This window comes from Novosphingobium sp. (assembly GCF_039595395.1).
GTDB lineage: Bacteria > Pseudomonadota > Alphaproteobacteria > Sphingomonadales > Sphingomonadaceae > Novosphingobium.
In genome coordinates this window covers 635,554-661,775 of record NZ_JBCNLP010000006.1, presented here as the reverse complement: position 1 = coordinate 661,775, position 26,222 = coordinate 635,554, and the positions used below count along the sequence as shown (strand labels likewise).

16 protein-coding genes and 2 pseudogenes are annotated in these 26,222 nt (G+C 63.6%); 10 read left to right on the top strand and 8 right to left on the bottom strand.

Annotated elements, in window-relative coordinates; genetic code table 11:
• Positions 1-11: 11 nt before the first annotated feature.
• From ABDW49_RS22935 to ABDW49_RS22920, 4 genes are all read right to left on the bottom strand, one after another.
• On the bottom strand, positions 12-1,640 hold the full coding sequence (locus ABDW49_RS22935; RefSeq protein ID WP_343615555.1) for a GMC family oxidoreductase N-terminal domain-containing protein: 1,629 nt from the start codon (positions 1,638-1,640) through the stop codon (positions 12-14).
• Positions 1,637-2,935 carry an MFS transporter gene (locus ABDW49_RS22930; protein WP_343615553.1) on the bottom strand — a complete coding sequence of 433 codons (1,299 nt, stop codon included), beginning with the start codon at positions 2,933-2,935 and terminating at the stop codon, positions 1,637-1,639. Before ABDW49_RS22930 ends, ABDW49_RS22935 begins: the two co-directional genes overlap by 4 nt.
• A 106-nt stretch (positions 2,936-3,041) precedes the next feature.
• On the bottom strand, positions 3,042-3,974 hold the full coding sequence (locus ABDW49_RS22925) for a PDR/VanB family oxidoreductase (protein ID WP_343615551.1): 933 nt from the start codon (positions 3,972-3,974) through the stop codon (positions 3,042-3,044).
• Positions 3,975-4,119: 145 nt separating this feature from the next.
• Positions 4,120-5,433 carry a Rieske 2Fe-2S domain-containing protein gene (locus ABDW49_RS22920; RefSeq protein ID WP_343615549.1) on the bottom strand — a complete coding sequence of 438 codons (1,314 nt, stop codon included), beginning with the start codon at positions 5,431-5,433 and terminating at the stop codon, positions 4,120-4,122.
• A 372-nt stretch (positions 5,434-5,805) separates the two neighbouring features.
• Here ABDW49_RS22920 and ABDW49_RS22915 point away from each other — a divergent pair, with 372 nt between their 5' ends.
• The 4 genes from ABDW49_RS22915 to ABDW49_RS22900 all read left to right on the top strand — a co-directional run bounded on the left by ABDW49_RS22915 (position 5,806) and on the right by ABDW49_RS22900 (position 11,587).
• Positions 5,806-7,917 (top strand): TonB-dependent receptor, encoded by a 2,112-nt coding sequence (locus ABDW49_RS22915; RefSeq protein WP_343615547.1) that lies wholly within the window; start codon positions 5,806-5,808, stop codon positions 7,915-7,917.
• A gap of 67 nt (positions 7,918-7,984) precedes the next feature.
• Positions 7,985-8,764: an SDR family NAD(P)-dependent oxidoreductase gene (locus ABDW49_RS22910; RefSeq protein WP_343615546.1), complete on the top strand. Its 780-nt coding sequence runs from the start codon at positions 7,985-7,987 to the stop codon at positions 8,762-8,764.
• Positions 8,765-8,922: 158 nt separating this feature from the next.
• Positions 8,923-9,966, top strand: a complete 1,044-nt coding sequence (locus ABDW49_RS22905; RefSeq protein ID WP_343615545.1) for an aromatic ring-hydroxylating dioxygenase subunit alpha — start codon at positions 8,923-8,925, stop codon at positions 9,964-9,966.
• 130 nt (positions 9,967-10,096) lie between these two features.
• Complete coding sequence (locus ABDW49_RS22900) at positions 10,097-11,587, top strand: multidrug effflux MFS transporter (protein WP_343615543.1); 1,491 nt, start codon at positions 10,097-10,099, stop codon at positions 11,585-11,587.
• Positions 11,588-11,634: 47 nt separating this feature from the next.
• On the opposite strand, the gene ABDW49_RS22895 is transcribed toward ABDW49_RS22900, so the two are convergent.
• Positions 11,635-12,849: an MFS transporter gene (locus tag ABDW49_RS22895; protein ID WP_343615542.1), complete on the bottom strand. Its 1,215-nt coding sequence runs from the start codon at positions 12,847-12,849 to the stop codon at positions 11,635-11,637.
• 170 nt (positions 12,850-13,019) lie between these two features.
• Here ABDW49_RS22895 and ABDW49_RS22890 point away from each other — a divergent pair, with 170 nt between their 5' ends.
• The 4 genes and pseudogenes from ABDW49_RS22890 to ABDW49_RS22875 all read left to right on the top strand — a co-directional run.
• The gene (locus ABDW49_RS22890; RefSeq protein WP_343615541.1) at positions 13,020-15,800 is read left to right on the top strand and encodes a TonB-dependent receptor; all 2,781 of its coding nucleotides are present in this window, start codon (positions 13,020-13,022) and stop codon (positions 15,798-15,800) included.
• An 11-nt stretch (positions 15,801-15,811) separates the two neighbouring features.
• The gene (locus tag ABDW49_RS22885) at positions 15,812-16,981 is read left to right on the top strand and encodes a hypothetical protein (RefSeq protein ID WP_343615539.1); all 1,170 of its coding nucleotides are present in this window, start codon (positions 15,812-15,814) and stop codon (positions 16,979-16,981) included.
• Between the two features lie 86 nt (positions 16,982-17,067).
• Complete coding sequence (locus tag ABDW49_RS22880; protein ID WP_343615537.1) at positions 17,068-18,210, top strand: ROK family transcriptional regulator; 1,143 nt, start codon at positions 17,068-17,070, stop codon at positions 18,208-18,210.
• A 119-nt stretch (positions 18,211-18,329) separates the two neighbouring features.
• Positions 18,330-18,726, top strand: a pseudogene (locus ABDW49_RS22875) (integrase core domain-containing protein); the annotation flags it as partial.
• Positions 18,727-18,835: 109 nt separating this feature from the next.
• Here ABDW49_RS22875 and ABDW49_RS22870 read toward each other — a convergent pair.
• The gene (locus ABDW49_RS22870; protein ID WP_343615535.1) at positions 18,836-21,562 is read right to left on the bottom strand and encodes an autotransporter domain-containing protein; all 2,727 of its coding nucleotides are present in this window, start codon (positions 21,560-21,562) and stop codon (positions 18,836-18,838) included.
• 570 nt (positions 21,563-22,132) lie between these two features.
• Between ABDW49_RS22870 and ABDW49_RS22865 the strand changes: the two are divergent.
• Positions 22,133-22,895 (top strand): annotated as a pseudogene (locus tag ABDW49_RS22865) (integrase core domain-containing protein).
• Positions 22,896-23,452: 557 nt separating this feature from the next.
• Here ABDW49_RS22865 and ABDW49_RS22860 read toward each other — a convergent pair.
• The gene (locus tag ABDW49_RS22860) at positions 23,453-23,962 is read right to left on the bottom strand and encodes a hypothetical protein (protein ID WP_343615533.1); all 510 of its coding nucleotides are present in this window, start codon (positions 23,960-23,962) and stop codon (positions 23,453-23,455) included.
• Between the two features lie 157 nt (positions 23,963-24,119).
• On the bottom strand, positions 24,120-25,103 hold the full coding sequence (locus ABDW49_RS22855; protein WP_343615532.1) for a sterol desaturase family protein: 984 nt from the start codon (positions 25,101-25,103) through the stop codon (positions 24,120-24,122).
• A gap of 157 nt (positions 25,104-25,260) precedes the next feature.
• Here ABDW49_RS22855 and ABDW49_RS22850 point away from each other — a divergent pair, with 157 nt between their 5' ends.
• Entirely contained in the window at positions 25,261-26,187 is a 927-nt protein-coding gene (locus ABDW49_RS22850; RefSeq protein WP_343615530.1) for a LysR family transcriptional regulator, read from the top strand.
• Positions 26,188-26,222 lie beyond the last annotated feature (35 nt).

Here is a 26,222-nt window from a genome sequence, read left to right as displayed (position 1 = left end):
TATGATTTGGTTCAGGCCGCGATGTTCGATGTCGCCGCGTCTTCCAGAATGAAGGCGGCGGCGCGCTGGGCGATCATCATGGTGGGGGCGCTGGTGTTGCCGCTGATGATCTCGGGCATCACCGAGGCGTCGACCACGCGCAGCCCCGACACGCCCCTCACCCGCAGCCGCCCATCGACCACCGCCATGGGATCACTGTCCGGCCCCATCTTGCAGGTGCCGGTGGGGTGATAGGCGGTGTTGACGATCTTGCGCAGCGCGGCGTCGATCTCGGCGTCGCTCTGCACATCGGCGCCTGGCTCGATCTCGGCGCCGGTCATGGCGGCCAGCGCGGGCTGGGCGAAGATGCGCCGCGCCTCGCGGAAACCGGCGATCAGCGTGCGCATGTCATAGGGATCGGCGAAGAAATTGGGGTCGATCACCGGCTTGTCCCGCGGATCGCTGCTGGCGAGGCGCACCGAACCCTCGCTTTTGGGCCGCAAAAGCTGGATCAGCGCCATATAGCCATGCTCGGAGGGGATGACGCGCGCATTGGCCTTCAGCCCGACCAGAAAGGTGATCTGGATATCCGGCCGTCCGCTGCCATCGGTGCAGAGAAATCCCCCGCATTCGGCCACATTGCTGGCCAGCATGCCATCACGGCGCAGCAGATAACGCAAAGGGCTGAGCAGGATACGGCCATAGGTGCGCGGCGAGAGCGCATAGGATTCCGCGCTTGGATTCTCCATCGCCACATGGACGGTGGGGTGGTCCTGCAGATGCGCGCCGACGCCGGGCAGATCGCAGAGCACCTCGATGCCCTTCTCGCGCAGATGGTCGGCGGGGCCGATGCCCGACAGCATCAGCAATTGCGGCGAGTTGATAGCCCCGCCGCACAGCACCACCTCGCGCCGGGCCTGAAGCACGCGCTGCTCGCCCGCCTGCTCGATCTCAAGGCCGGTGGCCCGGCCCCGGTCGAAGAGAATGCGCCGGGCCAGCGTGTCGGACAGCACGGTCAGATTGGGGCGTTTCAGCACCGGGTTGAGAAAAGCCCGCGCGCTCGACAGCCGCGTGCCGCGCCGCTGGTTGAGGTCATAGGGGCCGAAGCCCGCCTGACGCTCTCCAGCGAAATCGTTATTGCGCCGATGGCCTGCCTGCTGCGCGGCCTCGATGATGGCATGGGTGATCGGATTGAAGGAGCGCGGTTTCTGCACATCCAGCTCGCCGCCTTTGCCATGCCAGGGTTTGTCGGGCCCTTCGTAATTCTCGACAGCCATAAAGCCGGGCAGCACATCCTTGTAAGCCCAGCCCTTGTTCCCGGCTCGCTCCCAGGCGTCGTAATCCTCGCGCTGGCCGCGGATATAGACGCCGCCATTGATCGCGCTGCAGCCGCCCATCAGCTTGCCGCGCGGGAAGTTGATGCTGCGCCCGCCGATCTCTGTATTGCCCGAAAGCGTATGCTTCCAGTTGTAGCGGGCATGCGGGATCAGGAAGATGTTGCCCACCGGCATGGCGGTCTTGATGTTGACCGGCCATTGGCGGTCCGATGGGCCGGCCTCGATCAGCGCGACCCGGTTGGCCGGATCGGCCGAAAGGCGATTGGCCATCAGGCTGCCGGCAGAGCCCGAACCGATGACGATATAGTCGAATGTGTCGCTCACCTTAGATCCTCGGCTCTGCCCCGCGCCAGGCGGGGGATATGACCGCGCACGGTCAGAAAACTCAGCATGTTGACGATCATCAGACCGCCCAGCACAGCGAAAAAGCCCCCGCGTCCCGCCACCAGCCACGAGCCGGCCAGCGCGCTGACCAGGGCACCGATCCGCCCCGCCGCCCCCATCAGCCCCATGCCCCGCGCGCGCAGCGGCAGGGGGAAGGCATGGGCGCCCAGCGCGAACATCGCCGATTGCGCGGCGCTGCCGGTCAGGCCCAGCAGGCCCAGCCCGATCATCATCGGCAGCCCGGCCCCCTGCAGAGGCGCCAGCGCCAGAAAGGCGCAGACCAGCACCGCCAGCCCGGCCAGAACCGGCAGGGTAACGCGCGAGCCCAGCCCCATGATCGCCAGCGCCGCCAGCAACGCGCCCGTGGTGCCGCCAATGTTGTATAAGGTCAGGCCAAGGCTGGTGTCTCGCAGGGCAAAGCCTTGCGCGGCCAGCATGGTCGGCGCCCAGTTGAACATCAGATAGACCAGAAACATGCCCGAGAGCATCGCTGTCGAGAGGCCCAGGGTGCTGCGTGTCAGATCGCCGCGCAGCAGATCGGCGAGCGGAGGCGACAGGCTGTTTCGGCCCGCTGAGAGGGGCAGATGTTCACCCAAACGCCCCAGAACCCGCTCCAGTTCGGCGCGGCGTGCCGGATGGCATGCCAGAAAGCCCGGCGATTCCGGAAGCAAGCGCACCAGCAGCAGCGCGATCACCAGCGTCCCCGCGCCGCTGCTCCAGAACAGCCAGCGCCAGCCCAGCGCGGGCAGGATCTGAGCCGCCATCGCCCCGCCCAGAATGCCGCCGATCGAGACGCAGACCACGCCGAAGGTCACCGCCAGACTGCGCCAGCGCGCCACGGTGAACTCCGCGATCATCGCCGCCGCCGTGCCGGGCACGCCGCCCAGCCCCACACCGGCCAGCATCTTGAGCGCCGCCAGCTGCCACACCTGCGCGACGAAACCTGTCGCCAGCGTCGCCACGCCAAACACCACCACGCCCAGCAGCAGCGCCACGCGCCGCCCCCGCGTGTCTCCGATCTGCCCGGCGCCCAGCGTACCCAGCGCCATGCCGACAAAGCCCAGCGCGAAAATGCCGCCCAGCACCGCGCGCGGCAGGCTCCATTCATGCAGCAGGGCAGGCGCGGCCAGTCCCAGCATCTGATTGTCCAGCCCGTCGAGCACCACGGTCAGCGCGATGAGCAACACCACGCCGGGCCGGTAGAACCGCAGGCCGCCCGCCGGGGGCAAAATCAAGTCTGTCGCGCCTGTGGCCAAGATGTTTTCCTCTCCGGCGCGGCGGTTCATGCCGCCGCTGTCCGCATGTTTGTCGGCTGGGCCGGAACGGGCTCCGGCGCCAGCATCAGATATCCAGCACCAGTTTCGGCGATTTCGAGCCCGAGCAGCACACCATGATCGAACGGTTGGAAGCCTTGTCCTCATCGGTCAGGAAATGGTCGCGGTGGTCGGGGATGCCTTCCAGCACCTTGACCTCGCAGGTGCCGCAGACGCCCTCGCCGCAGGCAAAGCCGATATCGACCCCAACGCCCAGCAGCGCGTCGAGCATCGTCTCGCCTTCCTGGACGGTCACCGTCTGCCCGCTGCGCGCCAGCTCGAGCGTGTAGCCGCCTTCGGTGGCCACTTCGGTCTCGGCGCTGAAATATTCGATATGGATATGGTCCTTGGGGCGGTTCTTGTTGATCGCCACAAAGGCATCGAGCATGCCCGAGGGGCCACAGCAATAAAGATGCGCATCGGCGGGCGCCGCATCGCTGATGGCTTTCAAATCCAGCCGCCGGCCACCGGGAATGCCGTCAAAACAGACAATCACGCCATCATGCGCCTCGACATGCGCCACATAGGCGGCGCGCTCGGGCGAGGCGGCGACATAATGCAGCTCCCAACTGCGGCCCAGCCTATTGAGCCGCGCGATCATCGGCAGCATCGGGGTGATGCCGATGCCCCCGGCGATCAGCACCGTATGGGACGCGTCCTCGACCATCGGGAAATTGTTCTTGGGTGCGGAAATCTCGATGATCTGACCCGCGCGCCATTGCTCATGGATATGGCGCGAGCCGCCCCGGCTGGTCGGCGAAAAATGCACGCCGATCTCGTAAGACCCACGGATCGCCGGGTCATTGGCCAGCGAGTAGCTGCGCGACAGGCCCGGAGCCAGTTGCACATCGATATGGGCGCCGGGTTCAAAGGCAGGCATCAGCCCGCCGCCCAGCGGCTCCAGGGTAAAGGACAGAATATCCTCGGCCTCCCAACGGATGGCCTTGATACGAGCCTGCATCACACTCTCCCTTTGGCGCGATGCCTGTCTTGGCCGGAGACCTCGCCATGGATCGGCGGGGTATCGCGGGCCAGATTGCCTCTCGTCACCTGATCACCTGTTGTTTGTGGAGCCGGTGCATGGATCGCAACGGCTCCGGTTGTCCTTATTCCGCTGCCTCAACCTTGTCGGGCCAGCGGACGGCCTTGGTGAGCGCCACCTCATAGGCCTGCTGCAGCGTATCATCCGGATTGTGCAGGAAAGATCCGGCACGCGCACGGTAAAAGATCGAGGGATCTTCCACGCCCGGCCCCGCCGTGCCCTTGGTGGCCAAAGCGCGGGCGGCCAGCAGCACGCGGCGGCGCACGCGGGCGATCATCTGATCGGTGGGGGCCAGATTCTCGAAATTGTGGTCGGTGATCGGCCCCATGCTCTCGGTCACGGCCTGATCCTGCATGGTGATGTTGGGGATGCCGGTGAACTGCGTGCCGTTGCGCTGGCTGTCGCGGTCGATGGCCCAGTCGTTGGCCTGGCTGTCGGCCGAGCGCCAGCGGCCGAACCAGTCGGTGGTGGTCGGCGCATACTGGATCACATCGAAGAGCGGCGTGCCGTCCTTGAGCGTCGAGGTGTAGGCCGGATTGCCCGCATCCACGCCGCAGGTGATGTCGAACAGCATCGAATGCTCGTCATCCATCGGCACCCAGGCGCGGGCGATGGCGCGAGTCGCGAAGCGGTTGTTGGGGGTCTGCGTCCAGAAGGGGAACATGTAATGGGCGACGCGCCAGCTCTTCTGCCCGTCGTCATTGGGGCGGTGCGCGCCATACATCACGCCCCAATCGGCCTGGGCGACCTCATATTCAGGCGCACGGTCCAGAACGGTCGGGCGCATGGGGTGGTCTTCGTCCAGATCGTCGGCCTCGATCGAGCCGACATGCAGGAAGCCGACATGGCTGGTGTCGATGTCGCCTTCCAGTGCCTGGAGCCAGTTGCAGTCGCGCTGCAGGCACCAGATTTCGGCCTCGGGATGCATCGTCGCCTCGATCTCGGGCAGCGGCGGCGGATTGGCCTGGTTCTCGCCCATATAGACCCAGATCAGCCCGTTGGCCTCATGCGTCTTGTAGGCCTTGGCATGGACCTTTTCCTTGAAGTCCATCCGCGCGGGGACCGAGGGCATATCGACGCATTTGCCGTCCACATCGAACTTCCAGCCGTGATAGACGCAGCGGATGCCGTTCTGCTCGTTGCGGCCGATGAACAGCGAGGCGCAGCGGTGCGGGCAGCGGTGATCCATGATCCCCACCCGGCCCGAGCTGTCGCGGAAGGCGATCAGCTTCTCGCACATGATCATCAGGCGGACGGGATCCCCATCGGCCTTCACCTCGGAGGAAAGGCAGGCCGGCATCCAGTATTGGCGCATGAACGCCCCCATGACCGTGCCAGGCCCCACCCGGGTCAGATCGATACTGTCGTTGGACTGCATTTCAGGCTCTTCCTCTGCTGGTGGCGGGTCCGGCGGGGCGCCCGGCATCGGGAGCGCTGGCCTGCCCGGCCGTGACCTTGTCCATTTCCTGTTAGAGCCTGCGCCTTTCGCGCCCCAATCGGAATAAGGTCTTACCATTCAAAAATCGGGACGATCCTCTTGCGGGCATTCACGCTTTGCTGCTTCTGTCCTTTTCGAAGCGGCGGCAAACCCGCCCGACAACAGGGGAGAAACCACAGGATGCGTCGCAAATTCAGGCATTTTTCCGCCATTTTTATGCTCTCGGCGAGTTTTACCCCCGGCATGGCTTTGGCCCAACAGGCAGCGGCGCCAGCCGCTCAAACCGAGGTCGCGCCTTCGGAAGATATAATCGTGACGGCACAGCGCCGCGAATCGACCGTGCGCGAAGTGCCCTTCTCCATGGCCGCCTTCGGGGGCGAGCAATTGCGCACCCAGCAGGTGTTCAGCCCGGCATCGCTGGTCCAGCAGATCCCCGGCATCACCATCAACACCGCCGACAAATCGCTCTCCATCGTGGCGATCCGCGGCAATGTCTCCACCTTCCGCACGGCGACGCTCGACACGCCGGTCGCCTATTTCATGGATGACATCTATTACGTCTTCAACAACGACCTGAACGCCAACTTCTACGATATCCAGCGCGTCGAGGTGCTGCGCGGGCCGCAGGGCACGCTGTTCGGGCGCAATGTGGTGGGCGGGGCGATCTCGGTCGTCACCAACAATCCCGAGATGAAGGAAGACTATTTCGGCCAGGTCACCGGCGGCAATGGCGGCTATCTGCGCACCGAGGGCATGTTCAACGCCCCCATCGTCGATGACAAGGTGGCGGCGCGCTTCGCCTTCAGCACCGAGCGCGGCGATGGCCTGATCAACACCCCCAACCAGAGCGGCCATTACGGCCAGACCGAGGGCTATGCCATGCGCGGCAAGCTGCTCTTCAAGCCGACCGACACGCTCAAGATCGTGCTCGCGGGCGACTATTCCTACACCACCGGCAATGGCGGCGCGATCCAGCTTGGCGTGGGCGGCAATCAGGCGATTCCCGCCAGCTTCGGCAAGTTCACCAATGCGCAATGGACCAACAACGACTTCGCGCCATCGCCCTACAGCCAGCGGCTGCGCGGCTTCTATGCGCGCGGCGATCTCGATCTGCTGGGCGGCACGCTGACCGCGATCAGCGGCTATCGCATGAACGACAGCCATGCGATCAACGACGATGTGCCGGTCGGCACCGCCACCCCGGTGTTCGACCGCAGGCAGGATGTGCGCAACCGCAGCTTCACGCAGGAGGTGCGCTTCGCCTCGGCGCCCAACCGCCTGTCCTATGTGGTGGGGGCCTATTTCCTGACCGCCGACGTTTCCACCACCAACACCTTCAACTACAGCCCGCTGTCCACCTCCTCGACGGGCGCCGCGATCCGGCCCAATCCTGGCATCACCAACATCGTGCGCGTGCAAAGCGGCAATGTGCGCTCCATCGCCGTCTTTGGCGAGGCGACCTTCAAACTCACCGACAAGCTCGCCGTGGTGGCGGGCGGGCGTTACACCAGCGACCGCAAGCAGATCGACTACCACGCCTACAGCAACACCGATCCCGGCGCGATTGCAGCCTTCGGTTTCCCGGGCGAGGTTTTCGCCTCGGGCGGCAAGACGTGGAATGCCTTCACCCCGCGTTTCACCGTGAAGTATGAGCCGGTGCGCAAGGTCAACCTCTATGCCACCTTCGCGCGCGGCTTCAAATCGGGCGGTTTTGTCGACAACGCCTATCGCAACCCCACCATCCCGCTCGAACCCGAAAAGGCCCGCAACATCGAGGTCGGCGCCAAGACCCGCCTGCTCGACAACCGGCTGGATTTCAATGTCTCGCTCTTCGACCAGAAGACCGACAATCTGCAGAACTTCTCCGGCGCGGGGGGCATCGCCCATACCTATAATGGCACACTGCAGATGCGCGGCGCCGAGGTGGAAAGCGTGCTGCGCATCACGCCCGCCTTCCGCATCAACGCCAATTACACCCATCTGTCGGGCCATTACACCTCGCTGCGCGATCCGCTGGTCAATGTCGACTATTCGGGCAATCCCGCCAAATTCGCGCCGCACGATGCCTTCAGCCTGGGCGCCAGCTATGCCTATGCGCTCAAGGGTGGCGCCACGCTGACCCCGCAGGCCGATTTCAGCTATTCGTCGAAAATCTCGACCGATGACGCCAACACGCTGCGGCTCTATTCCAACCTCTATGACAAGACCGAGGGCAAAACGCTGAATGCCCGGCTGACTTACGAATCGGCCAATGGCCGCTGGCAGATCGGCGCCTGGGTCAAGAACCTGACCAACAACTTCCAGATCGTGAATGCCGACGACATCACCTCCTTCCTGGCGGTGCCCGGTCGCGGTTCCACCTACTGGAAGATCTTCACCAACCAGCCGCGCACCTATGGCCTGACGGTCTCGCTGCGCCCCTGACCCACCCTGCCACCGGGCGGGGCCGTTCCCCGCCCGGTGGTCTTTGCGATGAGAGCCCCCCCCCCCGATGAGTGACACCTTCTCCCTTCCCGCCAACGGCAGCTTCTCCTTCGAGGGGCGCAGCGCCCTGGTCACCGGCGGCGGCCGGGGCGTGGGCGAGGCTGTCGCCCGCGAAATCCATGCCGGAGGCGGCAAGGTGGCGGTCAGCGACGTCGATCTGGCGGTGGCGCAGGCCGTTGCTGAGTCGCTCGACCCGAGCGGCAAGACCGCCATGGCGATCCCGCTCGATGTGCGCAGCAAGGACGATTTCCTTGCCGCGCGCGACAGCATCGCGGGTGCCTGGGGCCGGGTGGATATCGTCGTCAACAACGCCGGCCATGCCAAGCGGACCCCCACGCAGGACATCTCCCCCGAGGAATTCGACGAGATCGTCCAGATCAACATGCGCAGCGTGTTCCTGAGCTGCCAGATCTTTTCCGAGCATATGCGCGAGAACGGCTATGGCCGCATCGTCAACATCACTTCGCTGGCCGGGCAGAACGGCGGCACGGTGGCCTCGCCGCATTATGCCGCCTCCAAGGCCGGGGCGATCATGCTGACCAAATATTTCGCGCGCTATCTGGCGGGCAGCGGGGTGACGGTGAACGCCATCTCCCCCGGCCCCATCGACACCGCCAAGGCCCGCCTCAGCCCCGAGCAGATCGCCCGCGTCGAAAGCGAGGTGCCGATCGGCCGCTTCATGCATGTGGGCGAGATCGCGGCGGCCACCGCCCTGCTCGCCTCGGATCGCGGCGGCTTTTTCGTGGGTGCCACGCTGGATATGAACGGCGGGCTCTATCTGCGCTGAGCACACCCCTTCGCCATTCACGCAACGCATAGCCCACGTCCCGTTTTTGTTATGGCTTTATGAGATTGCGATTGGTCGGGCCGCGGGCTCCACCATACTCTCATCCACAACAAGAATGGGGCGATAGCCCCAACGACCAAGCCATTCGGGAGATCGGCATGTTCATTCGTAACACATGGTATGTCGCGGCCTTTGCCGCCGAAATCGCCCCCGGCAAGGCGCTGGGCCGCAAGTTCCTGAACGAGGCGGTGGTGCTGTTCCGCACCGAGCAGGGCGAGATCGCCGCGCTGGAAGATCGCTGCAGCCACCGCGCCATGCCGCTCAGCGCCGGGCATGTCGAAGGCGACATCATCCGCTGCTGCTACCATGGCGTGGAATTCAACGGCAAGGGCACCTGCACGCGCATTCCCAACCAGCAGCGCATCCCCGCCGCCGCCAATGTGCGCCACTATCCGGTGGTGGAAAAGGACCATGTCATCTGGATCTGGATGGGCGAGCCCGCGCTGGCCGATCCCTCGACCATCATCGACAACCCCGAGCACAATGATCAGCGCTGGACGTGGAAGCCCTTCAACTTCCATGTGAAGGCCGACTGGCAGTTGCTGATCGACAACATCATGGACCTGACCCACGTCCCCTACATCCACGCCCGCACCATCGGCGGCAATCCGGAACAGCATTACGGCGCCGACACGCAGGTGGAGTTCGATGGCCGCAAGGTGACGCTGCTGCGCAAGATGCCCAACTCGGTGCCGCCCAAATCCTATGTCGATGCCGGTGGCTTCAAGGGCCGCGTCGACCGCTGGCAGGAGGTGCGCTTCGAACCGGGGCGCGGCATGACCTGCCGGGTGAATGCGGGCGGCTGCGATGCGGGTACCGGCGCCTATGAAGGCAAGCGCGACCATGGCTTCATGCTGGCCAACAACCACTTCATCACGCCCGAGACCGACACCACCACCCATTACCTCTGGACGATCTGCACCACAGCCCCGCGCGACAGCGGTGTGCCCGAAGTGCTGTTCGACCAGTTCTTCGACACGATCACCGAGGATGAGGTCACGCTGCAGGCCCAGCAGGAGCGGATCAACGATGCGCCCGACCGTGGCTTTGTGGGCATCGCCAGCGATGGCGCGGTGAACCAGACGCGCCGCCTGCTCGGCTCCATGCAGGAGCGTGAGCAAGACCAGCGCATTCCCGCCTGACGACAGATAGGAGCCGGGCGCTGCCCTCACCGCGCCCGGCTCGCTTGTCGATCATCCAGCATCAGCCTTGCCGGCGGGGCGCTCGTTCGCCCGGCATGGCTGGCCGCCTGCATGCGGAAGGGGAGACCTCTTGACCATCCCTTCCCCGCCCCCTGCCGTAACACACTGCGCTTTCGGCTTTGGACGCCAGCCAAGGGTCAAGCCCGCCCCACTCTGGCTGCTGGGCACGATTGCGCTGGGCGCCATCATGACGGCCCATATCTTCATTCCCGCCCTGCCCTTTGCCGCGCATACGCTGGGCGCCAGCGCGCGCGACATGCAACTGACCGTCAGTGTCTACATCACCGGCCTGGCCGCCGGGCAGTTGATCTATGGACCGCTGGCCGACTGGCTGGGGCAGCGCCGGGTGCTGATCGCCGGGCTGTGCGTCTATATTCTGGCCAGCATCGCCGCAGGCATGGCGCGAACGGTCGGCGCGCTTATTCTGATCAGGCTGGTGCAGTCGATGGGCGGCGGCGTGGGGATCGTGCTGGCCAGAGCCATCGCCCGGCGCGGCTGCCAGCCGCAGGAAGCAACGCGCCGTCAGGCCATGATGAATCTGGTCATCACGCTTGGCCCGGCCCTGTCCCCCCTGGTCGGCGGGACCATTGCGGCCCTGTTCGGCTGGCGGATGATCTTTGCCCTGCTGGCGCTGCTGGGTACCATGAATCTGGGCGGAACATGGTGGCTGATCCCCGATGGCGATCAGGGCGATGTCGATGGCAAAACGGTGCTGCGCAATTATCTCCGGCTGCTGGTGACCCCGCGCTTTCTGGCCTATTCGCTGGCGGGCGGCTGCTTCACCACATCGATGTATGCGCTGATCGCGGCCGCGCCCTTTATTCTGGTGAGGCAATTCGGCTTTACGGCGGACCGGATCGGACCGGTGCTGGCCATCGGCAGCGCGGGGATCTGGATCGGCAGCATCGTGGCCAGCCGTTTGGCGCATCGCCTCCCCACCGTGACCCTGCTGATAGCGGGCGGGATCTGTGTTGCCACCAGCGCCTCCAGCTTCCTCTTGCTGGTCCTGAGCGGCCATCTGACCGTGGCGGCACTGGTCATGGCCCTGGCGCTGTTTCTCTTTGGCGCGGGCCTGTCCGGGCCGCCTGCCCTGACGCTGGCCATCAATGTCAATCCGGTCGCCGCCGCTTCGGGATCCGGCATCTATGGCGCGGTGCAGATGGCCATCGGTGCGCTCTGCGCCATGGGGGGGGACGCTGACCTCCGACCCCGCGCGCGGCGCGGCCATCACCGTCGTTGCGGCCACCGGCATCGGGTTGCTGAGCATGATGCTCTCCCGAAGGGCAGACATTTCTCGAAACGGAACGGCCTGGCCGTCGTCCCCGTGATCATTTCCGCCAGCATAGCGCGGCCTTCTCAGCCAACCACCGAACGAAGAGGCAGGGCCCCGCGGCACGATCGGTCAGGCGCTGGTAGCCCGATGCGACTTCCCTTTGATCGAAAGTGGCGAAGGCGCAGCAAACGAGCAAATGCAAATCTTTTCGCTCGAGGTCGATACGATCGCCGTCCCACGGTCTTCTCCGCCCGCGCTCTGGCTGCAACCGTGATCTTCTTGCTCTGATCCGTGAATCCGAAATTCGGGGCTGATAGAGGGTCAACAATCAGTTTTCAGATCGAGATCGGCGAAAGCTCGCGCCTCTCACCTCCGCGCTCGGCATTGTGCAGGCCCGGCAGGCGGCGTTGCCGGGTGGCACTCGAAAAGTCCCTGTCAAAGATCAAGGCGCTTGCCAGCCCCAGCCCAGCCAGCGCGCTCATCAGCCAATAACCCTGCACGCCAAATTTCGCGTAGAGCGGCCCGGAGGTGATCACCGCCACGCCCCCGGCCAGCCCCGTCGAGGTCGCCCAGGTCAGGATCTGGTAGCCAAGCTTGCTGCGCCGATGCGCCAAGGCCTGCGCGATCTGCACCGAGGCCAGGCAGGTTGCGGTAAAACTAAGCGCATGCAGCCCTTGCAGCACAAAGAGCCATGGCAGCGCCGGCGCCATGGCAAAGCCTGCCCAGCGCGCCATGGCCGCCCCCGCCCCCACCATCAACAGGCGGGACGATCCGAGCCGATGGCACAGAGGCCCGGCCAACCCAAGAAAGATCACATCGCACAGCGTACCGGTCGCCCAAAGCGCGCTGTTGATCTCTGGCCCCAAACCCCGCGCCTTCCATCCGATCATCGCGACGGCATGCAGTCCATGCGATGCCTCGATCAAGGCGGCCGCGCAAAGAGCAAGTGCCAGCGATCCCCGTCCTGCGGGCGTGACCGGGGTTTGCACCGCCGAGGGATGATCGGGTTGTGCCTGCACGGCCTCGCCGCGCCGCAGCGCGGAATACGCGCAATACAGGGCGGCCATGACGCCGCTTGCCGCCGCCCATAGCATGATCGCCATCAGCCCGATGCGGGCGGAGCAGACACCAATGGTCAGGCTGGCGGAGAGAAAGGCCAGAGCCCCGGCACTCTTGGCCCGTGGCAACAGGGAAGCATGGGAGGTGCCGCTCGCAGAGGACAGGATCGTTGCATCCAAAATCGGGATGCAGGCCCCGGCGGCCAGACTGGCCAAGGTCCAGATCGCGAGGGAAGCAGGCAACGGCATGCTCCGAAGGCCCAGTATGGCAGCCAGCGCGGCCAAACCACAGAGAATCGCCATCGGCCCCCATGGCGAACCAAAGCGCGCCACCCAGCCGGCCAGGGGACCAGCAATCAAAGGGCGGACCATCAAAGGCGCGGCAAGACAGATGCCCAGCATGGGCAGCGCAATGCCCTGGCCATGCAGCCAGACCGCCGCGAAGGGCGTGATCGCGGCAGGGCCTCCGGAAATCAGGGCATAGGCCAGCATCGGGCGCCGCGTGAGGCTCCTGTGCTGCGCGTATCCGCTCGGGGAGGTCTGCATCTGCGGCATGGTCGGCCTGTAACCGCGAATTATGACGGGAGCTTGTCACAATAATATCATACATGATGATATATATGGCCCGTCAGCACAGGATTGCACCGAGGGCACGCACAGCAATGAACGACAGGATTTCCAAGCGATCACTTTCCTATGGGGTGGCGATGATGGCGGCACTGACCCTGCATTCAGGGCAGGCCTGGGCCGCAGAGGCGCCCGCCGCAGCACCTTCGTCGGACACTTCACCGGCAGGGGACATTGTCGTCACCGGCGCCCGCAAGGCGCAACGCGCGGCGATCGATGAGAAAGCACGCTCGCTGACCATCAAGGATTCAATCACGCAGGATGATATTGGCCGCCTGCCCGACACCACCGTGGTCGAGGCCGCGCGCCGCATCCCCGGCGTCTCGGTCAATCTGCTCACCGACAACAACCGTGGCCGCTCGGAGGTGCAGCGCGCCACCATTCGCGGCTTCGATGCCAAATACAATCTGGTGACCATCGACGGCAGCGAAATCGCCTCGATCGACACGGCAGCCCTCTCCTCGGGCAGCATCACCCGCGCCTTCAACCTCAATCTGCTGCCTGCCAGCCTGATGAGCCGCCTCGATGTGGTGAAATCGGTCACCGCCGAATATGACCCGCAGGCGCTGGGCGGCCAGATCGACATGGTGACCCGCAGCGCCTTCGACAGCAAAAAACCCTTCTACGCCAACATGTCGGCCATGGGCGGGCTGGACACCAGCTCGGGCGGCTCGATCAGCGGCCGCCATCCCTCCGAGCGGCTGAGCGCCATCGTCTCGGACCGCTTCGATCTGGGCGGCTCGCGCCTGGGGCTGACCTTGGCGGCGGATTACCAGAACACCTGGTCCTCCTCCAACGGCAGCACCGTAGGCGTGCCCGGCGCCACCAATCAGAACAATGCCGGCTGGACCTATTACGATGCCAATGGACGATCGGTGGCAGGCCCTGCCCAATCGACCTCGGGCGCGGTGCCCACGCGCTTCCAGGCCTATTCCTTCGACGATCACCTTGAGCACTGGAGCGTGTCCGGCAAGGCTGAATTCGAAACCGACGGCGGCTTCAAAAGCAGCCTTTTCGCGGGCTATTACGGCTCGACCAGCACCGAAACGCGCTATGAGGATCTGGTGACGCGCAGCGCCAGCCAGATCGCGGGCACCGGCGCCACCGGCACGGGCGCCCCGGCCAACCAGACCGCCACCACGGGCCGTTATGCGATCAACGATGTGGAGATCGGCCTCACCTATCAGCCGATCAAGCAGAGCACGCTGATCCTCAACTGGAAGAACCACCTCGACCTGAGCGACAATCTGAAGCTGGATCTGGACGCGGCCTATTCCCGCGCCACCGGCCACCTCTATCGCAACATGATCAAATATTCGGCCAACAATTCGGTCTCGGCGAGCGGCTCGGTCTCGGCGGTCACCACGCCCGCCATCTCGGGCGGCTACAACAGCAGCAATTTCGTCCCCACGCTGCAATTCGACAATCCGGGGCTGCTGACGGCCTCCTCAACCTACAGCTCGACCTATTTCCGCTACATCGACTTCAACGAAACCAACAACATCGTCGATCTGCATCCCACCTTGTCATGGAATGCCGGGGCCAATGATCACGGGCTGGGCCTGCGCGCCGGTCTGCGCTTCACCCAGAACAAGACGGGCTATGGCGAGCATTACGTCGAGTATGATCCCAAAACGCCCACCCAGTTCAACCTGAGCAATGCCTCCTCTCTCACCCAGAGCATCCCCTCCTGGGGTACATCGGTGCCGGTGATCGACCACAGCGCCGCCAATGCGGTGCTGAGCGCCAACCTCTCCTCCTTCACCGCCATCGACGAAACCACGGCCAACAACGCCAATGGCTTCTCCTTCCGCGAGCAGACCGGGGCGGCTTTCCTTCAGGCGGTCTACAATGGCGGACCGTTCAAGGCACAGGCGGGCCTGCGCCGCGAGCGGACCTGGAACCATATCGAGAACCTCCAGCAGGTGTCGAACGGCACCTATGCCCCGGTGACGGACAATTCGCATTATGACGCTTGGTTGCCCTCGGTGCTGGCCAGCTATGCCATCCGCGACAATCTGATCGCCCATGCCGCCTTCACCGAAACGCTGGGCCGCCCGGATCAATCGGCCTATGGCCTGCTGGCCAAGGTGGGCCAGCCCGCCAATGGTCAGATCGCGATCACTTTGGGCAATGCCGCAATCAAGCCGCGCCGCACCACCAATTACGATGCCGCACTGGACCTCTATTTCGACAACCACCACAGCCTGCTCAGCCTGCAGTACTACCACAAGGACCTGCGCGACGAATTCTACAACCGCGCCTATTCCGCCAATTACACCTACGCAGGCACCACCTATGTCGGCAATTTCACCCAGGTGACCAATGGCGGCTCGGCCCATGTCGACGGGCTGGAAATCAACCTCCAGAAGGACAGACTGCCGATCCTGCCCGAGCGTTTCGGCACGCTGGGCATGAGCGCCAATGTCACCAAAATGTGGACCAAATTCACCATTCTGGACAGCACCGGCGCCACGCGCCAGCTGGGCAATCTGGTCAACCAGCCCGATTATATCGCCAATGCCTCGCTGTTCTACACCTATGGCAAGTTCCAGCTGGCCTTCTCCGCCAATGCGCAGGGCAAGACGCTGTTCCAGACCGGGCTTTACACCTGGCAGGACACCTATGTGCTGGCCCGCCACCAGTTCGACCTGACCGCGCGCTATGAGCTCCGCCCCAACGTCACCCTGCTGTTCGAAGGCTCGAACCTGACAGGCGAGCGCTTCCGCTCGGCCATGGGCCCGCATCAGGAGCTGGCGGCGGATGACTACAACATCGGCACCCAGTTGTGGGCCGGCGTGACGATGAAGTTCTGAGGGGCAGCACTATGATGAAGCGATCCCTTCTGCTGGCGGGCGCCCTTGCGGCGCTCACCACGGCAGCCCCGGCGGAGGCCGAGAGCCCGATGGTCCATCTCGTGCTGAAATTCGTGAAGGATAAGCCCACCAGGGGCCCGGCGGTGGTGCTGGACCCGGTCAGTTGCCCGGCCTGCGTGGTCGGCCATGATCCGGGTTTCGAGCGCGACAATGCCCGCGAAACGCTGGTGGAGTTGCGCGTGCCCGCACAGCGCTCGCTCGAACTTGCGTTCGACAGCCAGCCCGGCATGCGCCGTGTGCTGCTGGAAACCACCGATCTGCCCTTCCGCCGCGAGGGCAACAGGCTGCTGGTCGCGCTCGCGCCGCTGCATGGCGATCTGGTCGATACGGGGGAGTTCTCCACCCATATCGTCGAGCCGGGCATGGTGCTGCGCTTCGAACATGCCGATCCTGCGCGGTTGGCGGGCGATTATGCGGGCAAGCCACTGCCCAAGGTCCAGCGCGAGGCCGCCAATGTGCTGGAATTCGCCGAGCGCGAAGCCATTCGTGAAATCGGCCTTGGCGAGCATGTCGCGCGTGAGGGGCTCGGCGTGATCGAGATCATGGGCTTCGACACCAACGAGCCCCATGGCCACAAGGATTCCCCGCCGCATATGCATATGCATCTGCGCTGGCCTTTCAACATCGGCACGCAGATCGGCCATTACTACCTCAGCCCGGAAGGCCTGCTGCAGCACAATCAGGCGGGCGCCACCGGCTTTCACCTGCCCGCCCATGATTACGCCCCCGGCGAGCCCTTCACCACGATCGACAACCGCGGGCGCCCTGCCTACACCCAGACGATTACGCCGGAAGGCTGGCTGAAGCTGACCGCGCCACTGCCGGGCGGCAACTGCCTGATCCGCCCTGTGGGGCAAGGCTTCGCCTCGGGCGCCAGCGTGGCCTGCGATGGCCATGCGTCGCAGACCGTGCAGGTCAGCGACGATCTGGAGCATGGCGTGCTGCGCGTCACCACCGGCACGGTGATCGAAACCTTCCGCTACGATCGCGATAACGGCCTGCTGCTCTCCCCCACCGAGGCGCCGCGCATGCCGGATGGCACGATTGTCCCGATATCGCGCACCGAATTCCCTCTGGCGCATGCCGCTGCCACACCTTTCGCCGCGCCCGGCAGCGATTGAGACGGAAGGAATAATATGACACCGCATGAAATGAACTTCTTCCCTGCCCGTTTCCCGTTATAAGTAACTGCATGATCAAGGATTCCATGCGCGACAAACGCTTCCGGCCCGTCCGCCTCGCCACGGTGACCGACCGTGAAAGGCTGGTGCTCAGCCTGATCCGGCGCGAGGGAGCGGTCTCACGCTCCGATCTGATCCGCTTCACGGGCCTTTCGGGCACGGCGGTGTTCCGCGCCACCGAGGATCTGGCGGCGCGCGGGCTGATCGATCTGGGCGAAAGCGTCGCCCATGGCCCCGGCAAGCCCAGCACCATGGTGCGGCTGCGCGCCGGGGCGCTGGGCACGGTGGGCCTCTCGGTCATGACCGATTTTGCCGAGGCGGTGCTGCTGGACTTTGCGGGAGAGGTGCGGGCCACGCGTGACGTCACCGTCGCGGGCATGGATTGCGAGGCGGTGCTGGACCAGCTCGCACACTTTATCGCAGAGGAAGGCCAAGGGCACGGCTTCGAGCCGAATGCCATTTTCGGCCTGGGCATCGCCTTTGCCGGTTTCTTCACCGGCGATGGCAGCAAGATGAACCCGGCGGCGCCGCTGGACAGTTGGGCGCTCAAGGATATTCAGACCATCGCCGAGGCGCGCATCGGCCTTGATGTGGTGGTGGAGAACATCGCCAGCGCCGCCGCCGTGGGAGAGCGCCTGCTGGGCGTGGGCCGCTGGGCGGAAAGCTTTGCCTATATCAACGTCGCCCATGGGCTGGGCGCGGGCCTGATCCTGAATGGCGAACTCCATCGCGGGCGCTTCGGCAATGCGGGCGAAATCGCCGGTATGCTCGACAAATTCGCCGGGCTGCCGGTGCCCAATCTGGAATCCTTGCGTGCGGCGCTGGCCCGCGAAGGCATCGAAACCCGCGACGTGAGCGATCTGGTCCAGCGCTACCGGGATGACTGGCCGGGCATCTCCTCATGGGTGGCCTGGGCCGAACCCTCCTTTTCCTTTCTGGCCTCGATGTTCCGGCAGGTGCTGGATTGCGAGGCTGTCGTGCTGGGCGGGCGCCTGCCACCGCCCCTCGCCCAGCGCATCGCCCAGAGCATCCGCTGGGCCGAGGATATCATGCCACATCGGCGCAATGCCGGTCCTCCCATGTCGCGTGCAGTAGCGGCCGAGGTCACCTCGCGCTCGGCGGCGGTCGGCGCGGCGGCGATCCCCTTGCGGGCAGGCTATTTTGTTTGATCCGCAGATGCGTTGAGGACTGGGATTACGGATAATGGCTGAAACGCCACGCTGATCCATGCTGAACGATCGTCTGCTATGCACGATCCGGAGCAGGGAGGCTGCCTTTCTGATCCCCACAACAGTTGCGCAGCGAAGATCTGTTGGAAGCACTGACCGAGCTGTTCGTCACGCGTGGACCGCCAGCGCATATCAGATCCGACTACGGCCCTGAATTTTTCGCAACGGCAGTTACGGAATGGCTGGCCAAGGACGGCATCAAGACGCTTTACATCAGCCTGGGGAGCCCGTGGGAGAACGGCTGCTGTGAATCCCTCAACAGCTCGATGCGTGATGAACTTCTCAAAGGTTCTATACCTTGACCGAGGCGATGCGGCGCCATTACAACTCAGTGCGCCCTCATAGCTCCCTCGAGTACTGCTCACCGGCGCGCGAAACAGCAACATCGCCATTGCCGCACTCCTGTTCCGCTCCGGTCACCTGCACACGGCAATGGCGCTGGAGACTACAATGCACCAACATTCACGCCGGACCACCCGGCGGGGGCCAATCAGGCCTTCCTCCCGAATTCCGATCTTGCCCAGTTAATCGCCGGGTGAGCGGTTGCCCCCCCGGCGATCCCCTCTTACAACGCCAACGAAAGGGTCACACGGCCCGCATGATCCGCCCCCCGATCGCCTAATACGCCGTGGTAGCCGACATCGAGCGTGACACCTTTCGCGCCAGCCCAGCCCAAGCCCAGATCAAAAGCCGCTGCATTGCGCGACAGATCCGCACCTGTCACGGCAAAGCTCTGCCCGCCTGCCACGAAACCCAGCGTCGTGTCGGCCTGCGCAGCGCCGTAGCGGTGCTGCCACGCCAGGCGGCCCTGCGCCGAAATGGCCCCGACCACGGGCGTGGCAAGCCGCGCCCCCACCTCGGTCATTTCCGACCAGCTGGTGCGAGCCGCCCCCTGCAACGCCGCCGCGCCGCCCTGCTCGGCAAAGCCATTGGTGGCGAGGCGATAGACCCGTCCCGCGACAAAAGGTGTCACCGCTCCGCCACTCAGCGCCACCGGCACGCCAATTTCACCGAAGGCGTGCAGCACATCACCTTTGTAATTGGCCTGATCGGCATCGCTGAAGCCGGCGAAAGCGATCTGCCGCGAGACGTGGTTCGATGCCCAGACATAGCCCACACCACCCTGCAACGACAGGCCGGAGAGTGCCGCGCGCGCATAGCCCAGCACCTGCGGCGTATTCACGCCAGCCGTACCCGTGGCGGCGGCCAGCCGCGTATGGAGATAGCCTGCGGCCAGCCCCACCGTGACAGAGCCGAGCCCGTCTTCCAGCCCCATCACCCCACCATAGCTCTGACGCGACACGGGAGCAGCGCCGCCAAGGCCCGTGCTGTTGCCTGTGCTACCCAGCAATTGCCCCCACAGGTGCAGCCCGGTCTGGTGCTTGCCGCTGCGGGTCAGCGCCGCTTCGGTGAGCATATCGGCCGTATGCAGGATCGCGGCGCGCACCGCACCATGCAGGTCGCCGTTCAGTTGCGGATAGGCCGCGCGCACGGTGGCGTCATCCGGCGCCAGGCCGAGAGTCGAGTAGAGCGTGTTGCTGAACGGCAGGCTGACCAGCGCATTGGCCACACCCACCTGATTGGCGCCTTGCGCCAGCGCCAGCATCGCTGCATTCGACCGGCCGAAGGTCAGCACCACGCTGTCGGTGTTATATGTCAGGCGGTAGTAGGCAACATCGCTCTGTACCGCCGTATACTGACCGCTCACCCCGCCATTGGCGCTCAGCAGTGTGTAGCTCTTGCCCAGAACTGCGTTCTGCGTGGTGATCACCAGCTTCGATCCAGAAGCCAGCGTGGCGGTGCCGGTCACGGTGATCTTGTCAGCAGTGCTGCCAACCACTTGCGCGGCATAGATCGAGCCCGCCCCTTGCGCGAAATTACCCGTCACAGCCAGCGTGCCCACGCTGCTGCCCGTGCCGGGTGAGACGGTGCTGCCCGACTGCAGGCTGAGGCCGCCCACGCTGCCATTGCCCGCCAGTGTGCCCCCATTCGCGACGGTAACAACCGACGGCATCGCTCCGGCCATCACTAGTTGCCCGGCAGAGACCAGCGTCGTGCCGGTAAAGCCGCTCTGATTGCCCAGCGTCAACGTGCCTGTGCCGCTCTTGACCAACTGGCCCGATCCGGTGAGCGTGCCACTGTAGACTTCATCGACGCCCTGGTTGAACACCAGCGTGCCGGCATCGCTGACCAGGTTGCTGCCCCACTGGCTGGCCGCCCCGATGCCTGTGGCGCCCGAAGCGATGGTGATGCCGCCTGTGGCGCCGAGCGGGGCGGAGAGCGTCCATGTGCCCGCATTGATCGCCACATCGGCAAAATTGCGGGTGACGCCCAACTGGCCTGCACCGCTGCCGGTCAGGCTCAGCGTGTTGGTGCCGCCGCCGCCATCGATCGCGCCATCGACCGAAGCGCCGGTGACCAGCGTCACCGCATCATCACCGCCGCCCAATTGGACCGCGGTGGCCGCGCCTCCGGTCTTGATCGTTCCGGCGATCGTCAGGTTCATCGCGCCAGTGCTACCGATGATCGCGGGCATGCCGCTGGATTGCACGGTGCCGCCTGCCTGCACGTTGACCGTGGCCACGCCACCCGCCGTGCCGCGATAGTCGATCGCGTTCGAAGAGGTGTAGGCGCGCACCAGCCCGGCAATGTTCAACGTCGACCCACTGGTCAGGATGATTGCGGGCGAACTGGCCCCGTTGGTGAGCACCTGGCCGGTCGCTGCGATGCTGATGGTGCCGGTGCCGCGCACGGTGTTAGCAAAGAAGTCGGTCGAGATCATGTTGATCGCCGATCCGCCGAATGTGGACGAATTGCGCAAGATGCCATAAACCTGAACGGTCGTGCCGGTGCCGGTCACCAGGATCGCGCTGCTGTTGTTGGGGGTGATGCCAACGCGGGCGGAGGACTCTATGTCGCCGCTTTGGGCCAGGAAGAGCGTGGCGCCCTGCCCCAGATTGACGCCGGTGCCCCCATTGGTCGCGGTGATCGTGCCCCCCATGTTGACGGTTGAACCGGCGCCGGCCACCACTGCTTTACCGCCAAAGGTGTTGACGATGCTGCTACCGGTCTGCGCGTTGAGCTGGCCTGCTGCGCTCAGGAGGACGCTGTCATAGCCGAGTGCCGCGCCGGCGAAAGGATCGACCGGCTGGACTTGCGCGCCGGGATTCAAGGTGATGTTGGTGCCGCTGACCGGATTTGTGTAAGGATTGGGCGCGGAGGCATCACAAACCACAGTGGTGCCGGTGGTGGTGCAGTTGGCCCAGACTGTCTGCGCGGAACAAAGCGCCATAGTGCTGATCGTGGACGCAAACAGAAATTTCGCCAAACGCGGCGAAGCATAACCGAATTTCATCAAACCCCCTATCAAATGCCTGTCGCGAAGGCATAGTTGGTGCCCCATGACCTTCCTAGGTCAGCATGGTCAACTTCTAAGTAGCAAGGCACCTCGATTATCGAAGATCGACATGACCAGAATTTGGCTTCTCTAGTCCGTGATATATATTTTTTATAATGCCTGGACCGCCTGGAAAGGGTAGGTCATTCTATGAAACCGTCCCTGGGTGAACCAAGCCTTGGAACATGGTTAAGAGGCGCACAAAAATCGCGTTCGGATGCCGCTGCCGATAGGGACGAGATTGTTATTATTATTTCACGATAGCTTAATTAAAACCAGATAAGCCATTTAATTTTAATATAATTCATTTATAAAGACTTAATTTTTTATATATTATTTACTTGCGGAAGTACAAAAGCATATTTTCTGGAATCCAGCCATCTCAGATACTCTGCTTTCTGAAATGGCCCATTTGAGCTGGGGTTTTGCGCCGTAGATTTCCTTGGCTGGACGAGGATTCGTCACATAAAAGCATCGCAGTTCACGGACCCGCAAAAGGCGTTCGTCATCAAACAAGGCGAGAAAGGGGCGCTCGTGGCAGAGGTTTGTTGAAAGCCGGGATCAGCCAGGCGACCTATTTCACCTGGAAGAAGAAATACGCCAGGCTTCTGCCGACAGAGATGAGGCGCTTACAGGAGCTGGAAGACGAGAATGCATGCCTGAAGCGGATTGTGGCTGACCTCAGCAGCCGTGCATTCGAACAACATCTGCGCGATGGACTTTACTGGCAACAGGCCGGAAACTAAACATCGTGACCGTTGTGGACATGTTCTAGCGCGTCTCGCCGGTGGTCGATCCCCGCTTCGTATCGCGGTGAAGACGTGGTCGCGACACTGGAAAAGGCCTGCCAGATCGCCTGGCTACCCCAAGACAATCAGGACACAATAGCCGTGAATTCATCTCTCGCGACATGGCTTTATGGGCTTACCAGCGGGGCGTGACCCTGGACTTCTCCCGCCCTGGCAAGCCTACCGACCTTGCGTTCATCCAGGCCTTTAACAGCAAGCTAAGGAGCGAATGTCTGAACGCCCACTGGTTCCTTTCCCTGCAAGACGCTTGCGAAAAGCTGGAGCGGTAGCGTAGACACTACAACGAGAGCATGCCGCACAGCAGGATCGGGAATATCCCCCGGATCATGATGGCAAACTCATCCGGCGCCACCAGCGCGCCGGGCCGAAGCAAGGCCCAGACCACCAGCCTCAGGCGGTCCGAGCCTAGGGAGCAGTAGTAAAACTCAAAGATTGAGTAAATCGAGCAAACGGGATCTCGGCCACGAGTTCGCATTGGTGCGCTGGTCGAGAACGGCATCTGGAAAAGGGATACTACTTTGCCTGACAAACCCCCGGGGGGAGCACAGGAGACTTCAGGAAAGTCCGTTTGAACATTGCCCCGTAATCATCGAGCATGTGGTCACACTTTGCAGCAGTGTTATAATAGCTTGCCCTTCGCTCTACACTCTAATGCAAGCGCCACCATCTGCAGCATGCTGCGCAACAAAGTTCTGAACTCGCGCTTTTCCCCTTGCTCTTCGAGCGGGTTAACAACTCCATCCTGGGTCATGTGTTTCCCTTCGATCGGACCCTCTTACCCATCTGTCCCGCCACCTGTTCGTAAAGGGTCAGCCATTACGAAGAAGGAGGAGAACGCGCATCGTGCTTCAGGTCGAATCGACATGAGAACAATCGATCATCTGATCGACGCTGCGCCAGCCTACATTCCTGGACAGCACAGAAACGTCGATGGTCGTGCGCAAGGCCCGGTTTCATCGCGACGATTTCGCATGTCTCAATCTGCCGCCGCCGTAGCCAGCATATCAGGCATCCCAAGCAGCTTTTTCCCGAATAACGATCTGACCAGCCTGCCTTCAAGCACCCGCCCGACCACATAGAGTACCGCAAACATCGCCGCGAACACGTAGGCTGAGGTAGGCGAAGGTTTCTTGTCCTGCCCCTCGGACAGGTCGGTGCCATCCTTTTTAGGCTTGTCCGGGGCCGGTGCGCCCAGCGCCTTGTCGATCGGATTTTGCGGCAGTTCGACTGTTTTCTTCTGCTCCTTATGCGCGCGCGTGGCCTCCGCCGCCGGCTTCTCCCATCGGCCAAGCGCGATGGTCAACTGCGCAAAGGCAAGAAACAGCAGGGGCGCCAAAAAGCAGAACAACAGGGCCCGGCTGGTCAGGCGGTAATGCAGCACACCCCCGGCCGCCTCATCCCTGATCTGCAACACGCCGCCATCGAAGACCGACATGCTGTCCTGCGCCGCCTGATCCTTCTTGCGGAAGGTCAGCGTGTCACCCATGCGGGAGCGCGTGGTGCCACTCTGGCGGAACAGCGGATCGAGCCTGCCGAAAGCCTCCTCGCTCGACTGCCCAGGGGCCAGCGGCAGGCTGCCCGTGACATGCCAGATCCAGTCGAACCAATGCCGTTTCACATCAAGTCCTTCAAAAGAGTGCGCCTCACTCGGCGGGCATCACCTCGGCAGGCCGGGCAAAGCGTTCCTTCAGCGTCTTCCACCCTTCCGTGAAGGGATAGGTCATCTGCTCGCGGATCGACATGCGGCGGCCGCCTTCCATCCCCAGCAACTCGGCCTCGCCGTCGATGCAGGTGCCGAACATGCGGTCGATAAAGATGTAGGTGCCGGCGTAATTGCTGCGGCTCGCCTCGAAATCCTGCGAATGATGCACGCTGTGATGCTCGGTGGTGTTGAACACAAAGCGCCACCAGCGCGGCGTGTTGAAGCGCACATTGATATGCTGATAGGTGCTGACCGCCATGCCGATCGCCCCGGCCAGCAGCGCGGCGCGCGGCAGGAAATCGAAGAAGCCGCCCACGCCCAGCCCGATCAGGAAGATCTCGACCGGATTGCCCACCGCGCCCTTGTTGATGTTGAGCTGGGTGATGTAGTGATGCACCGAATGGGGCAGCCACAGCGGATACCAGTTGTGCATGCCGCGATGCATCCAGTACTGCCCGAAATCGAAGATGAAGGAGATCAGGAAGGCCTGCACCAGCAGCGGCAGCCCCATGAACCAGGTGAACTTGTCCCAGTCGAAGGCATGCTGCACCGCCTTGGTCATCACGCCCGAGCCGATATAGCCGTTCACCAGCCGCACCAGCGTATAGCCCAGCCCGACATAGAACAGATCGGTCACCAGCTCCTTCCAGGTCAGCCGCCAGCTGCGATAGCGCGGATTGACCCATTCCAGCCCCAGCAGCAGCACCTTGAAACCAATGCCGATCCCCACCGCGGTGGAGGTCTTGGCGATGGAATTGGGCGCATAATACCAGAACAGGATCAGCGCGAAGAGCATCGTGGGCTGAAACCAGGTGAAGACGAATCGCTTGAGCGGGCCGCCCTCCACGCGCGGGATGTTCTCCCACCCGACTGTCACCGGTGCCTGAGCCCCGATCAGCCTGTTGCCGACGCGAACCGCTTCCATAAGCTTTCCCTCATGATCTGAGGGCAGCTTCATAAAAGCACCCCCATCACGCCAGAGGCCAATATCTTATGAATGGCATAGATACGCTCTATGCCCCAGTGCATCCCCTGGGAATTTCCGCGAGTTTCCGTCTGTCTGGCCCGAAACGAGCACCCCTATGCCGATCAATGACAAGAAATTCGCCAGCCGCGTGGACTGGAATCTGATGCGCACCTTCGTGGATATCGTGCGCGCGGGGGGAATCGGCGCGGCGGCGCGGCAGCTCAACCGGCAGCAGCCCAGCATCAGCGCCGCGCTCAAGCGGCTGGAGGAAAGCGTGGGCGCCACGCTGCTTCACCGCACCGCAACGGGCGTGGAAATGACCACGGCGGGCCGCGCGATGATGACGCTGTGCGAGGATATGCTCGAATCGGCTCGGATGATGCCGCATCAGATCGCCCAGGCCACCAAGCGGGTGGAAGGCATTGTGCGCATCCAGATCATTTCCGGGCTGGTCTCCCCCGAATTCGACGATGCCATCGCCAGCTTCCATGTCCGCAACCCCGATATCCATATCGAGATCCGCGTCTCTCCCTGGCGGCAGGTGCTCGACGCCATCGAGCAGGGCGAGGTGGAAATCGGCGTGGGCTATGACAACAATGTGCGCGGCTCGCTGATCTATGAGCCGCTGTTCACCGAACGCCAGCAACTCTATTGCGCGCGCAACCATCGCCTTTTCGGCTATCGCGTCGGCCGGCTGAACGAGCTGAAGGATGAAGGCTTCGTGCTCACCGGCGAGGATGAGATCGAAACCATCACCCAATTGCGCCGCCGCTACCGTCTGGGCAAGAAGGTCAGCGGCATGGCCGAGGACATCAATGAGGCCCGCCGCCTGATCCTGCAGGGCGTGGGCATCGGCTTTCTGCCGATCCTGGCGGTACAGGAGGAGGTGGCCAAGCGTCGGCTATGGCCGATCCTGCATGCCGAATTCGAGCCGTCCTACGAGCTGTTCCTGCTGGCCCGCGCCGAACCGGCGCGCGATACGGCGACCCAGCTTTTCCTCGATGAAGTGGTGAGGCGGATCCGTGCGCAGCGTCGGTCCTGAAAAAGGGGGCATAGATCAGCCCTATGGCTTTCATC

Excerpts from the sequence above, each read along its gene's own strand:
- ABDW49_RS22895 (WP_343615542.1), bottom strand. The coding sequence starts at position 12,849 with ATGCTGGCCTATGCCCTGATTTCCGGAGGCCCTGCCGCGATCACGCCC.
- ABDW49_RS22870 (WP_343615535.1), bottom strand. The coding sequence starts at position 21,562 with ATGGCGCTTTGTTCCGCGCAGACAGTCTGGGCCAACTGCACCACCACC.
- ABDW49_RS22910 (WP_343615546.1), top strand. The coding sequence starts at position 7,985 with ATGAGTGACACCTTCTCCCTTCCCGCCAACGGCAGCTTCTCCTTCGAG.
- ABDW49_RS22885 (WP_343615539.1), top strand. The coding sequence starts at position 15,812 with ATGATGAAGCGATCCCTTCTGCTGGCGGGCGCCCTTGCGGCGCTCACC.
- ABDW49_RS22925 (WP_343615551.1), bottom strand. The coding sequence starts at position 3,974 with ATGCAGGCTCGTATCAAGGCCATCCGTTGGGAGGCCGAGGATATTCTG.
- ABDW49_RS22890 (WP_343615541.1), top strand. The coding sequence starts at position 13,020 with ATGAACGACAGGATTTCCAAGCGATCACTTTCCTATGGGGTGGCGATG.
- ABDW49_RS22880 (WP_343615537.1), top strand. The coding sequence starts at position 17,068 with ATGCGCGACAAACGCTTCCGGCCCGTCCGCCTCGCCACGGTGACCGAC.
- ABDW49_RS22860 (WP_343615533.1), bottom strand. The coding sequence starts at position 23,962 with ATGGGTGACACGCTGACCTTCCGCAAGAAGGATCAGGCGGCGCAGGAC.
- ABDW49_RS22920 (WP_343615549.1), bottom strand. The coding sequence starts at position 5,433 with ATGCAGTCCAACGACAGTATCGATCTGACCCGGGTGGGGCCTGGCACG.
- ABDW49_RS22855 (WP_343615532.1), bottom strand. The coding sequence starts at position 25,103 with ATGGAAGCGGTTCGCGTCGGCAACAGGCTGATCGGGGCTCAGGCACCG.
- ABDW49_RS22905 (WP_343615545.1), top strand. The coding sequence starts at position 8,923 with ATGTTCATTCGTAACACATGGTATGTCGCGGCCTTTGCCGCCGAAATC.
- ABDW49_RS22850 (WP_343615530.1), top strand. The coding sequence starts at position 25,261 with ATGCCGATCAATGACAAGAAATTCGCCAGCCGCGTGGACTGGAATCTG.